Origin of the sequence: Nocardia sp. NPDC046763 (assembly GCF_040645495.1) — a bacterium.
Taxonomy (GTDB): domain Bacteria; phylum Actinomycetota; class Actinomycetes; order Mycobacteriales; family Mycobacteriaceae; genus Nocardia.
The window spans coordinates 379,073-390,821 of sequence record NZ_JBEYYI010000003.1 but is presented as its reverse complement, the minus strand read 5'-3'; the positions used below and the strand labels follow the sequence as shown (position 1 = coordinate 390,821).

Annotated in this window: 13 protein-coding genes; 9 read left to right on the top strand and 4 right to left on the bottom strand. The window is 70.6% G+C overall.

Features of this window, described 5'->3' with window-relative positions; genetic code table 11:
* The first annotated feature begins 98 nt into the window (after positions 1 to 98).
* The gene (locus ABZ909_RS06905) at positions 99 to 869 is read left to right on the top strand and encodes a TSUP family transporter (protein ID WP_356996743.1); all 771 of its coding nucleotides are present in this window, start codon (positions 99 to 101) and stop codon (positions 867 to 869) included.
* A gap of 17 nt (positions 870 to 886) precedes the next feature.
* Here the strand turns inward: ABZ909_RS06905 and ABZ909_RS06900 are convergent, their stop codons facing one another.
* Entirely contained in the window at positions 887 to 1,711 is an 825-nt protein-coding gene (locus ABZ909_RS06900) for a helix-turn-helix domain-containing protein (RefSeq protein ID WP_356996742.1), read from the bottom strand.
* Between the two features lie 154 nt (positions 1,712 to 1,865).
* On the opposite strand from ABZ909_RS06900, the gene ABZ909_RS06895 reads away from it, so the two are divergent.
* The 4 genes from ABZ909_RS06895 (at position 1,866) to ABZ909_RS06880 (ending at position 6,672) form a co-directional block, all read left to right on the top strand.
* A complete protein-coding gene (locus tag ABZ909_RS06895) occupies positions 1,866 to 3,425 on the top strand; it encodes a TldD/PmbA family protein (protein ID WP_356996740.1) in 1,560 nt (519 codons plus the stop codon).
* Between the two features lie 21 nt (positions 3,426 to 3,446).
* Entirely contained in the window at positions 3,447 to 4,847 is a 1,401-nt protein-coding gene (locus ABZ909_RS06890) for a TldD/PmbA family protein (RefSeq protein WP_356996866.1), read from the top strand.
* Between the two features lie 107 nt (positions 4,848 to 4,954).
* Positions 4,955 to 5,551 carry a dihydrofolate reductase family protein gene (locus tag ABZ909_RS06885; protein ID WP_356996738.1) on the top strand — a complete coding sequence of 199 codons (597 nt, stop codon included), beginning with the start codon at positions 4,955 to 4,957 and terminating at the stop codon, positions 5,549 to 5,551.
* A gap of 218 nt (positions 5,552 to 5,769) precedes the next feature.
* Entirely contained in the window at positions 5,770 to 6,672 is a 903-nt protein-coding gene (locus ABZ909_RS06880) for a trypsin-like peptidase domain-containing protein (protein WP_356996865.1), read from the top strand.
* A 65-nt stretch (positions 6,673 to 6,737) separates the two neighbouring features.
* On the opposite strand, the gene ABZ909_RS06875 is transcribed toward ABZ909_RS06880, so the two are convergent.
* Positions 6,738 to 7,007: a helix-turn-helix transcriptional regulator gene (locus tag ABZ909_RS06875; RefSeq protein WP_356996736.1), complete on the bottom strand. Its 270-nt coding sequence runs from the start codon at positions 7,005 to 7,007 to the stop codon at positions 6,738 to 6,740.
* A 79-nt stretch (positions 7,008 to 7,086) separates the two neighbouring features.
* Here ABZ909_RS06875 and map point away from each other — a divergent pair, with 79 nt between their 5' ends.
* Together map and ABZ909_RS06865 are read left to right on the top strand one after the other, a co-directional pair.
* Positions 7,087 to 7,854: a type I methionyl aminopeptidase gene (gene map, locus ABZ909_RS06870; RefSeq protein ID WP_356996734.1), complete on the top strand. Its 768-nt coding sequence runs from the start codon at positions 7,087 to 7,089 to the stop codon at positions 7,852 to 7,854.
* A 265-nt stretch (positions 7,855 to 8,119) separates the two neighbouring features.
* The gene (locus ABZ909_RS06865) at positions 8,120 to 8,902 is read left to right on the top strand and encodes a TetR/AcrR family transcriptional regulator (RefSeq protein WP_356996733.1); all 783 of its coding nucleotides are present in this window, start codon (positions 8,120 to 8,122) and stop codon (positions 8,900 to 8,902) included.
* On the opposite strand, the gene ABZ909_RS06860 is transcribed toward ABZ909_RS06865, so the two are convergent.
* Positions 8,899 to 9,492 (bottom strand): TetR/AcrR family transcriptional regulator, encoded by a 594-nt coding sequence (locus tag ABZ909_RS06860; RefSeq protein WP_356996731.1) that lies wholly within the window; start codon positions 9,490 to 9,492, stop codon positions 8,899 to 8,901. The genes ABZ909_RS06865 and ABZ909_RS06860 overlap by 4 nt on opposite strands.
* Before the next feature lie 93 nt (positions 9,493 to 9,585).
* Between ABZ909_RS06860 and ABZ909_RS06855 the strand changes: the two genes are divergently transcribed.
* Together ABZ909_RS06855 and ABZ909_RS06850 are read left to right on the top strand one after the other, a co-directional pair.
* Positions 9,586 to 10,305 carry an alpha/beta hydrolase gene (locus ABZ909_RS06855; RefSeq protein ID WP_356996729.1) on the top strand — a complete coding sequence of 240 codons (720 nt, stop codon included), beginning with the start codon at positions 9,586 to 9,588 and terminating at the stop codon, positions 10,303 to 10,305.
* Positions 10,306 to 10,750: 445 nt separating this feature from the next.
* Complete coding sequence (locus tag ABZ909_RS06850; RefSeq protein ID WP_356996727.1) at positions 10,751 to 11,131, top strand: PPOX class F420-dependent oxidoreductase; 381 nt, start codon at positions 10,751 to 10,753, stop codon at positions 11,129 to 11,131.
* Positions 11,132 to 11,198: 67 nt separating this feature from the next.
* On the opposite strand, the gene ABZ909_RS06845 is transcribed toward ABZ909_RS06850, so the two are convergent.
* Positions 11,199 to 11,738 (bottom strand): hypothetical protein, encoded by a 540-nt coding sequence (locus ABZ909_RS06845; protein ID WP_356996725.1) that lies wholly within the window; start codon positions 11,736 to 11,738, stop codon positions 11,199 to 11,201.
* Between the last annotated feature and the right edge of the window lie 11 nt (positions 11,739 to 11,749).

Here is an 11,749-nt window from a genome sequence, read left to right as displayed (position 1 = left end):
GTCCACCCTACGGTCGGGCCCGCGGGTGGTCTCGGGTCGGCTCGCCCCCGGCACTCAACCGTTTGATCTTGCTGCGGGGTTTCTGGTTGGGTCGCCCTGTGAGCCTTGCGGATTGGGCGGTCTTGCTGACCGCGGCGACGGCGGCCGGATGGGTCGATGCGGTGGTCGGCGGCGGGGGCCTGATCGTGCTGCCCACCCTGTTCGTGGTGCTGCCCGGCCTGGCCCCGCAGACGGCCCTGGGCACCAACAAGATCGCCGCGTTCTCCGGCACCAGCGCCGCTGCCCTCACCTTCGCCCGGCGGGTTCCGATGCGCTGGAAGGTCCTGATCCCGGGTGCGGTCATCGCCGCGATCGCGGCCGCGGGCGGTTCCGCGGCGGTGGCGCTGATCGACAAGAAGTACTTCGTCCCGATCGTGATGGTCGTGCTCGTCGGCGTGGCGATCTTCGTGACCGTACGCCCCTCGGTGGGCGTCACCATGGCCACCCATCCGCCGACCCGCCGCAAGACGATCCTGGTGATCGCCCTGGCCGCGGGCCTGATCGGGCTCTACGACGGCATTCTCGGCCCCGGCACCGGGACCTTCCTGATCATCACCTTCGCCACCCTGCTCGGCACCGAGTTCGTGCGCGCGGCCGCCATGGCGAAGGTCATCAACTGCGGATCCAACCTGGGCTCGCTGATCTTCCTGGCGAGCACCGGGCACGTGCTGTGGGCGCTGGGCCTGTCCATGGCGGTGGCGAATGTGGCCGGGTCCGTGGTCGGCTCGCGCATGGCGCTGGCCAAGGGCGCGGGCTTCGTCCGCGCCGTCCTGCTGGTGGTGGTCGTCGCCATGGTGATCCGCCTGGGCTGGCAGCAGTTCGGCGGCTGACCCCGGACCCGCAACGGTCAGACGCGGGCGTCCTCGGCGGGCCGGTGGCCGCCCGGCAGCGAGCGGGGGCTGCCGCCGTCGAAGGCGGAGCGCTGCAAGGACTCCGGGCCGAGCCGGTGCACGGTGGCCACCGGCCGGAAGGCGTCGGGCTCCTGGCGTAGTGGCCCGTCGGACAGCAATGCGGTCTGCTCCCCCGGCAATTCGCGCGGCGCGGCGGTCTCGGGCTGGGTCAGCCACGGGGCCAGCACCTTCGAGGTGGTCTCCTGGATCTTGCGCTGCAGCGCTTCGCCGTCCTCGAGGCCGGGCCGCTGGAACAGCACGGTGAGCGCGCCCGAGACGGCTCCGACCACGGCGCCCACCAGCGCGGCCGCGCCGACGTCGTCGAGTTCTTCGGGGAAGGCGGCCCGCAGCTGGCGCGCGATCTCCTGCTGGGAGGCGAGCTGGGCGTAGGCGGCGCGACCCGATACGGCGGGCACGGTGCGCGAAACCTGCGCGCGCAGGACGGCGATGCGGGCGGCGAGGGTGTCGCCGAGGTGGTCGCCGGGATTGTCACCGGCAGCGCGCAGGGCGCGCAGCAGCACCTCGACGGGACGTTCCCCGGCACGGCGGGTGGCGATGGCGCGCACGGCGGCTTGCACCCGTTCGTCCGGCTCGGGGAACAGCAGTTCCTCCTTGCTGGCGAAGTAGTTGAAGAACGTCCGGGTGCCGACTTCGGCGGCGGCCGCGATATCGGCGACGGTGGTCGCCTCATAACCTCGGCTCTCGAACTGTTCGACGGCGGCTTCGAGCAGGGCTCGGCGGGTGCGTTCCCGTTTGCGATCGCGGAGTGCGGATGGCGGCACGCGGGCAGACAGTACGGCATCGGGTCAGCAAAACGTGGCATGTCCGGCTGTCGTGCGCGGCGTTTCAGGCTGTGCTGGTTCACACTTCGTGCATCGTTGCAGCGTATGCACTTTTGCGGCGAATGAATTCGGTTCGAGGTGAGTCGTTTCTTGAATGCCCGGCGTGTCGGCCTCTAGCGTGGTGCGGGTGAGCATCGCTACCAAGGTCGTGGACGAGCAGTTCCGCGCGCTGCCGCTGTCCGCGCTGGCCGACGCCGCGCTCGGCGCCGCACGCGCGGCCGGCGCCGAGTACGCCGACCTGCGCGTGCATCGACTCGTGCAGCAGTCCATCCGATTGCGCGATGGACGCGTCGAATCGGTGTCCGACAGCACCGATCTCGGGTTCGCGGTACGCGTGATCGTCGACGGCACCTGGGGTTTCGCCTCGCACGCCGACCTCACCACCGGCACCACCGCCGAGGTGGCGCGCCGCGCGGTCACCGTGGCGCAGACCCTGCGCGCACTCAATCGCGAGCGCGTCGAACTGGCCCCGGAGCCGCGCTACGACGGCGTGGAGTACGTCTCCGTGTACGAGGTGGACCCCTTCGAGGTGCCGACGCCGGAGAAAGTGGCGCTGCTGCTGGACTATTCGGACCGCCTGACGGCCGCCGACGGCGTGGATCACGTGACGGCATCGGTGCTGCAGGTCAAGGAGCAGACCTTCTACGCCGACAGCTTCGGCTCCCGCATCATCCAGCAGCGGGTCCGGCTGCACCCGCAGTTCGAGGCCATCACCGTCGACCCGTCGGCGGGCGTGTTCGAGACCATGCGCACCCTCGCCGCCCCGGCCGGGCGCGGCTGGGAGTACGTGACCGGCGCGGACGGAACCTGGGACTGGGCGGGCGAACTCGCGCGGATGCCGGAGTGGCTGGCCGAGAAGGTGAAGGCCCCCACCGTGCAGGCCGGTCCCACCGACCTGGTCATCGACCCGACCAATCTGTGGCTGACCATCCACGAGTCCATCGGCCACGCCACCGAGTACGACCGCGCCATCGGCTACGAATCCGCCTACGCGGGCACCTCGTTCGCCACCCCCGACCTGCTGGGCACACTGCAGTACGGCACCCCGATCATGCACGTGACCGGCGACCGCACCCAGCAGCACGGCCTGGCCACGGTCGGCTGGGACGACGAGGGCGTGGCCGGGCAGCGCTGGGACCTGGTGCGCGACGGCGTGCTCGTCGGCTATCAGCTCGATCGCGCGTTCGCGCCCCGCCTGGGTCTCGAGCGCTCCAACGGCTGCTCCTACGCCGATTCCGCACATCACGTGCCGATCCAGCGCATGGCCAATGTGTCGCTGCAACCCGATCCGGACCGCGACACCAGCACTGCCGAGCTCATCTCCCGGGTGGAGAACGGCATCTACGTCGTCGGCGACAAGTCGTGGTCGATCGATATGCAGCGCTACAACTTCCAGTTCACCGGTCAGCGCTTCTTCCGTATCCGCAACGGCGAGCTGGCCGGGCAGCTGCGCGATGTCGCCTACCAGGCCACCACCACCGACTTCTGGGGTTCGATGGAAGCGGTCGGCGGATCCTCGACCTGGGCGCTGGGCGGGGCGTTCAACTGCGGTAAGGCGCAACCCGGTCAGGTGGCGGCGGTCTCGCACGGCTGCCCCTCGGTCCTGGTGCGCGGCATCAATATTCTCAATACCCGCGCCGAAGCCGGACAGTAGGAAAGGACCGACACGGTGAGTGTGCTCCCCGCCCCCGAGGTCGTCGACCGCGCGCTGCGGGCCTCCCGCGCGGACGAGGCCATGGTGATCGTCACCGACGCCCACGAGGCGTCGCTGCGCTGGGCCGGAAATTCCATGACCACCAACGGTTCCTCGGTCTCGCGGGACTGGGCGGTCGTCTCGGTGTTCCGTGACGGCCCGAATACCGCCCGGGTCGGCAGCGTGAGCTCCACCAGCGTGGATCCCGCCGACATCGACGCCGTGGTCCGCGCCAGCGAAACCGCTGCCCGCACCGCCGAACCCGCGCGCGACGCCATGCCGCTGCTGGACCCGGACGCCGTCGACGCCGACACCCTCGACAAGCTGCTCGACTGGGACGGCGACCCGGCCACCACCGACATCGGCGTCTTCACCACGCTGGCAACCGATCTCGCCGCCGGCTTCGACGGCGCCGACCGTCTCTACGGTTTCGCCCACCACCAGATGCACTCCACCTGGCTGGGCACCTCCACCGGTCTGCGGCGGCGCTGGGTGCAGCCCACCGGTTCGGTGGAGATCAATGGCAAACGGGGCGCGGGCGCGGAGCTGGCCAGCGCCTGGGTCGGCACCGGCACCACTGATTTCGCCGACGTCGACACCCCCGGCCTGCTGGCCGAGCTGGCGCGCCGCCTCGACTGGAGCAAGCGCCACGTCGACCTGCCCGCGGGCCGCTACGAGACGCTGCTGCCGCCCTCGGCGGTCGCCGACCTGATGATCTACATGGCCTGGTCCATGGAGGGCCGCGGCGCGCACGAGGGCCACACCGCGTTCTCGCGGGCGGGCGGCACCCGAATCGGAGAGCGGCTGACCGGGATTCCGCTCACCCTGTCCTCGGATCCGAGCGCGGCAGGGCTGGAGTACCGGCCGTTCGTGGCGACGGTGTCGTCGTCGGAGTCGCTCTCGGTGTTCGACAACGGCCTGACCGCGCAGCGCACCGACTGGATCCGCGAGGGCGTCATCGAGTCGCTGGTCTACCCGCGCGCCACGGCCGCCGAATTCGACGCACCCGTCACGGTGCCGGGTGAGAACCTGCTCATGACCGGCGGCGGCGGCGAAGCCACCCTGCCGGACATGATCGCGCGCACCGAACGCGGTCTGCTGCTGACCTGCCTGTGGTACATCCGCGAGGTCGATCCGGCCACACTGCTGCTCACCGGCCTCACCCGCGACGGCGTCTACCTGGTCGAGAACGGTGAGGTCACCGCGGCGGTCAACAACTTCCGCTTCAACGAGAGCCCGCTGGACCTGCTGCGCCGGGTCAGCGAAGCGGGCCGCACCGAGATCACCCTGCCGCGCGAATGGAAGGACTGGTTCACCCGGACGGCCATGCCGCCCTTGCGAATCCCGGACTTCCACATGTCCTCGGTGAGCCAGGCGACCTAGGGCGAAGGAATTTCTCGCGCGGATGCGACGATCCGCCGCCCCCGACTCCGACCTCTTCGCAGAGACGGCGAACACCGCCGCATCGTTCCCAGAGAAGGAGTAGCGAAATGAGCAAGGTAGTCACCGGCGCGAGCATGTCCCTCGACGGATACATCGCAGGCCCCGCCGAGACGGGCTTCGAACACCTGTTCGCCTGGTACCAGAGCGGCGAGGTGCCGATCCCGAGCACGCACCCGGAGATCCCGTTCACCCTGACCCCCGAGGACGCCGCCTACCTGCGGGCCTGGCTCGACGGCGTGGGCGTGTACATCGTCGGCAAGCGGCTGTTCACGCTCACCGACGGCTGGGGTGGCGTGCATCCGGCCGACAAGCCGATCGTGGTGGTCACCCACACGGTTCCCGAGGATTGGATCGCTCGGCACCCCGATGCGCCGTTCACCTTCGTCACCGGCGGCGTGAAGGAGGCTGTGGACGTCGCGCGCGGCATCGCCGGCGCGAAAATGGTGGGCGTCAGCGGCGGCAATGTCGCCCGCCAGTGCCTCGAACAGGGTCTGCTGGACGAGATCTGGGTCGATATCGTGCCGGTACTGCTCGGCGGCGGCGTCCCGCTGCTGGGTGAACTCTCGAACGCGCCGGTACTGCTGGAGGATCCCGAGATCGTCGCCGGTACCCGCGTCACCCACCTCCGGTACCGCCTGGCCTGAGGCGCTGACCTCCGCCTGCGCGAGGCGTGGTTGCGCTGTCGGCGAACCGGTTGTCGTGACGGTCGTTTCGCGCGCATCCTGGGTTGAGGCAACGTAATCATGTAATCGGGATGGTGGTCGTCGTGGACGACGAAGCTGCCCTCTCGTCGATGGACGAGAACGCGAACTCAGCGGCATCGACCCCGCAGCCCGGCTTCGGAACCCCCGACGCCGAGGCAATGGACTCCTACTCGCGCACGGTGATCGCGGTCGCCAAATCGGTGACACCGCACGTCGCCAGCGTGCAGACCCGCCGCGGCGGGGGCTCGGCGGTGGTCTTCACCGACGACGGCTTCCTGCTCACCAACGCGCACGTGGTGGGTGAGGCGGGCGAGGGAACCGTGGTGTTCGCCGACGGGCTGGAATCGAGATTCGATGTGGTGGGCGTGGATCCGCTCTCCGATCTGGCGGTGCTGCGCGCCCGCGGCGGCGCGCCGACCGCGGTGCGGCTCGGCGACGCCGACACCCTGGTGGTGGGCCAGCTGGTGGTGGCCGTCGGCAGCCCGCTCGGGCTGGCCGGGTCGGTGACGGCGGGCGTGGTGAGCGCGCTGGGCCGATCGGTGCCGGTGGGCAATCGCCGGGCCGCCCGCGTGATCGAGGACGTGATCCAGACCGACGCCGCCCTCAACCCCGGCAATTCCGGTGGGGCGCTGGCAGATTCGGCCGGCCGGGTGGTGGGGATCAACACCGCGGTCGCCGGAATCGGGCTGGGCCTGGCCATTCCGATCAATGCCACCACCCACCGCATCATCAGCACCCTGCTCACCGAGGGCCGGGTCCGGCGCGCCTACCTCGGCGTGGTCGGAGTGCCCGCACCGCTGCCCACCGCCGTGGCCGCCCGCACCGGACAGGACGCCGGGCTGCGCATCGTCGAGGTGGTGCGCGGCGGCCCGGCCGAGCGCGCCGGACTGCGGCGCGGGGATCTGATGCTCAGCGTCGCGCGCACCGAAATCCGTGACGCACAAGGAATTCAGCGCCAGCTGTTCGCCGACGCCATCGGCCGCTCGCTGCCGGTGACGGTGCTGCGCAACGGCGCGATGGTGGATGTCATCGCGGTGCCGGTGGAACTGACCGCCGACTGAATCGGCGGCTCGGTGCCAGAAGGCCGAGCGCTGCCCGGCTTCAAAGGGCCGAGCGCTGCCCGGCGTCAGGAGGCCGAACGGTGGGCGGCGTCGCCCGGCTGCCAGATCTCGGCGAGCTCGTCGAGCGGGATGTCCAGTGCGCGGCTCAGGGCCACCACGGTCCCGAACGCCGGGGTGGGCAGCCGGCCCGATTCGATCTTGCGCAGCGTCTCCGGCGAAATACCCGCGCTCGCGGCCACCTCCAGCAGCTCCCGGCCGCCACGGGCGGCACGCAGCGCGGCGCCCAGGCGGCGACCGGCTTCGAGCTGGGCGGGTGTGAGGGGCAGTCGGACCATGCCCGCCACCCTACGGTTGGTATTTAAATACCGCAACCCGCTATGGTCGGTATAAAAATACCGAAACGAGGAGATTGTCATGGTGGAACTCAAGAGCCCGGCCGAGATCGAACGCATGCGGGTGACCGGGCAGTTCGTGGCCGGGGTGCTGAGTGAACTGCGGGAGAAGGCGCAGATCGGGGTGAATCTGCTGGAACTGGAAGCCGTAGTGCGCGACCGCATCCGTGAGCGCGGCGCGGTCTCCTGCTACTGGGACTACTCCCCCTCGTTCGGGCGCGGCCCGTTCCGCAACACCGTCTGCCTCTCGGTCAACGATGCTGTGCTGCACGGACTTCCGTTCGACTACACGCTGCGTGACGGCGACGTGCTGAGCATGGATCTGGCGGTGAGCATCGACGGCTGGGTCGCCGACTCCGCGGTCACCACCATTGTCGGCACCTCCGATCCGGAGGACGCGCGCCTGGTCCGCGCCACCGAGCAGGCCCTCGACGCGGCCATCGCGGCGGCACGGCCCGGCAACACCATCGGCGACCTGTCCGCCGCCATCGCGCAGGTCGCCCGCGCCGGCGGCTACCCGATCAACACCGAATTCGGCGGTCACGGCCTGGGCCGCACCATGCACGAGGACCCCCACGTGCCCAACGACGGCCGCGCCGGGCGCGGTTTCCGGCTGCGCCCCGGCCTCACCCTCGCCATCGAGCCCTGGTTCGCGCGCGGCACCGACCGCATCGTCACCGATCCGGACGGCTGGACCCTGCGCTCGGCCGACGGTTCGCGCACCGCGCACTCCGAGCACACGATCGCCATCACCGACGCGGACGCGCAGGTCCTCACCCGCGCGGCGTGACCGGTCCGGCCTGGGCGCGGAAACCCGGCCGGCACGTCGGGTTTCCACGACAGCTGCTGGTGACCGCCCCGGCCGCGATCGCCGCCGCGGTGCGGGTACGTCACCACCATCAACGCCCCGTTCACCCGCCCCCAAACCGGCGAGCCGACCCGAGCCCGCGCCCGGTCCGCCCCATCATCACGGGCCCGGCCCTCCCCCACCGGCCGGGCGTCCGTCGCACCCGGCCGGTGATCGGATGAAACACTCTCTGGGAGATACTCATTCGATGGGTAACGACGACATCGCGCCGATCACCGGGAACGGCACCCGCGGCACCGCCGCCGACGGCACCCGCGGCACCGCCGCCGACGGCACCCGCGGCACCGCCGCCGACGGCACTCGCGGCACCGCCGCCGACGGCACTCGCGGCACCGCCGCCGACGGCACTCGCGGCACCGCCGCGGTGGCGCATCTGGAGCTCACCCAGCGCCGCTTCCCCGAGGGCCAGCGCCGGATCTTCCTGGCCGCCATCGACGCCTTCGCCGAACGCGGCTTCCACGCCACCACCACCCGCGACATCGCCGCCCGCGCCGGGCTCAGCCCCGCGGGCCTGTACGTGCACTTCGGCTCCAAAGAGGAAGTGCTCTACCGCATCTCGCTGTCGTCCATGCGCCTGACCCACCAGGTCGCGGTGGCCGCGTCCGCCGGTTCCGGCAGTGCCGCCGACCATCTCAGCGCCGTAGTGCGCGATCTCACCGTCTGGCATGCCGAGCACGCCGCCTCGGTGCGCGTGGTCCTGCACCACATGACCGATCTGACCCCCGAGCACCGGTCCGAGGTCGTCGACCTCCAGGTCGCCATTCACCGCCTGGTCCGCGATCTCGTGAGCCACGGTCTCGCCGACGGCACTTTCGACGTCTCCGACACCAATGCCGTCACGCTGGCGCTGATGTCGCTGTGCGTGGACACCGCGCGCTGGTACCAGAAGAACTACCGCCGCTCCCCCGAGGAGATCGGCGCCGACTACGCGATGCTGGCGCTGCGGATGGTCGGGGCGAATCCCGCCTAGTGCGTCCGACCGCCCCCGGGTAGGCCATCCACCACCAGATCGACTGCGCCGCTGAGATATTCGGGCGTCAGGGGCTCACCGCGCAGCAGCAGCCGGAACCAGATCGCCCCGGCGAGCAGATCCATGATCGCCGCCGGATCGCAGGTCGCGGCCAGTTCGCCCCGGGCCATCGCGCGCTGGAACACCGGCTGTTCGCGGCCGAGCCGGTCGGCGAAGAACGATGCCCCGACCGCCGCCAGGTGCGGGCGCGCGGGCGCGGCCGCCAGCACGGCGGTCGCGATGGGTGCGGTCGCCTCGGCGGTCAGCAGCCCGGCGATCGCCTGCGCGAGCGCCAGCAGATCACCCCGCAGGCTGCCGGTGTCCGGCACCGAGAAGGCCAGGACCTCGGAGTCGGTGAGCGCCGCGGCCAGCAACGCGTCCTTGGCCGGCCACCACCGGTACAGCGTCGTCTTGTTCACCCCCGACCGTTCGGCCACGGCCTCCATGGTCAGCCCGTCATAACCCTTCACCGCCAGCAGGTCCAGGGTCGCCCCGAAAATCGCCTCGGCTTGTCGCGGCCTGCCCGCCGATCGCCGTCCCGGTGTCGTCACCTCCTCAAAATACAACACAACGTTGCGTTGCGCTTCCGGCACTGCTTTCATGGAAACGCAACGCAGCGTTGCATTTCTATTCGGGAGGTAGCCATGACGAGAACTCCGGTCCTGCTGGTCCACGGCCTTCGGCTGAGCAGCACCTGCTGGGTGGAGGTGGGCGAGCATCTCGGCCCGCAGCGCCCGGTCCTGGCGATCGATCTACCCGGCCACGGCACCCGCCGCGGTGAGCGCTTCACGCTGCCCGGGGCGGTCGAGGCCGTGCGAGCGGGCATCGATCGACTCGGCGGATCCGCGCTGGTCGTGGGTCATTCACTGGGTGGCGTCGCCACCATCGCGGCCACGGCGGCCCATCCGGACCGGGTGGCGGGCGTGGTGCTCGCGGGCGCCACCGTGGTCCCGGGGCCCGCGCTGGCGGCCCCGTTCCGGCTCATGCATCGCGTCCTGTCGTCCCGGCCCGACGGCGGGCAGGCCCTCAGCGAGCAGGTCTTCGACCGTGCGGTGCCGCCGCGGGTGGCCGCGGCGATCGCCCGCGGAGGAATCGCCACCGAGGTGATTCCGGATGTGTTCGCCGCCCTGTCCGGTTTCGATTCCCTTGCCGCGCTGGCAACCTACCCTGGGCCGGTTCGCCTGATCAATGGCGGTCACGACCACTTCCGCCTGGGCGAGCAGCGCTTCCTGCGTGCCTGCGCGAACGGCCGACTGCTGGTCGTGCCGCGCGCGGGCCACTATCTGCCGCTCACGCATGCCGCGACGTTCGCCGACCTGGTCACAGACTTCGCGGCGGCCCGCGAAGCCGCCGCGGCGCAGTAGGCACCGACCGGGTCGACCCTCTCCGGAATCGCTTGCCGCACCGGTGATTTCGGCGATCATGGCCAGAACCCGCGCCTTGTCCCGGGCCGGGGCGGTGTCCCTGTATCGGCGCAGACCGGTTTCCGGGATCCGCACGGCGGTGGCGTCGTCGTTCTCGAAGTCACGGAAGATGCGGGCATTGTCGATCACCCGGGCCCGGCCTGCGAGTCCCTTCGCACCGCCGTATTCGGGGTGGGGTTCGTCGCGCTGGACATGAACGACGACATTGCCGACCGGGTCGATGCGGGTGAATCGGGTCTGCCCGGACCGAACTGGGTGAGGCGTGGGATTCGGCACGCAGGCACCCGGCCGTAGCGGGCACGCAGCGCGGTCTTGAATTCCGTGTGCCCGTCTATGGCGCGGCGCGTGATCCGCGTCGCCCGCCGGTTCGGGCTAGGCTGCGAACGTGGACAACCCGTTCGGGCCCGTGGGCACCGCGAACTACGTCAATCTCGTCACCTACAAGAAGGACGGCACGCCGGTCGGCACCCCGGTGTGGGCCGCACTCGACAATGGCCGCCTCTACGTCTGGACCGTCACCGACAGCTGGAAGGTCAAGCGCGTCCGCCGCAGTCCCGAGGTCACGGTGCAGGCGTGCGATCTGCGGGGCAAGACCCGCGGCGAGATCGTGAAGGGCAGCGCGACCGTGCTCGACGCGGCCGGCACCGAGCGAGTGCGCGATCTCATCAAGCGCCGCTACGGCATTCAGGGCTGGCTGGGCATCACCCTGAGCAAGGTGCGTCGCGGCAGCGCAGGCACCATCGGCATCGAAATCGTTCCGGCGTAACGGTCTTCGTGCACGACACGGCCGCCGGCCCGCCCGGTGGCCGTGCACGTTCCGCCCAGGGTTCGAGCTACGGTTGATCTCCGGCGATGATCGCGCCGAGAAGTCCGCCGACACCGCAGCCGACAATGGCGCCGACCAGGAAGAACCACACCCCGATCACCGCGCCGACGACGCAGCCGATGAATGCCCCGGCCACGATCGACCCGGCGTCGGCCACATTCTGCAGGGCCGCGACATCCCCGTTCGGAGCGGCGATATCGGCCGCATCCGACGGCCGCACCGTCAATTCGGTCCCGGCCGCGTTCACCTCGGGTATCACGTCGAGGGTGCGGCCCGCGGTCTGGTAGACCAGCGGCAGCGACGCGATGGTCTCCCCGGTGGGCGCGACGATGTTCACGGTACCGCCGGTGAGCTGGAAGTGACCCGCGGTGAGCGTGGTGGTGACCGAGCTGCGGTCCTGGGCCAGGGCGATGGAGTAATCGACACCCCGGTCCGCACCGCTGATTCCGGGGGCGGCGACGGCGGGTTCACCGTGCGCGGTCACCGTAGCGGCGCACAGGGCGGCGACGGAAAGTAAAGTGGTAGCGGCGATTCTGGCAATTCTCATGACGGTTCCCT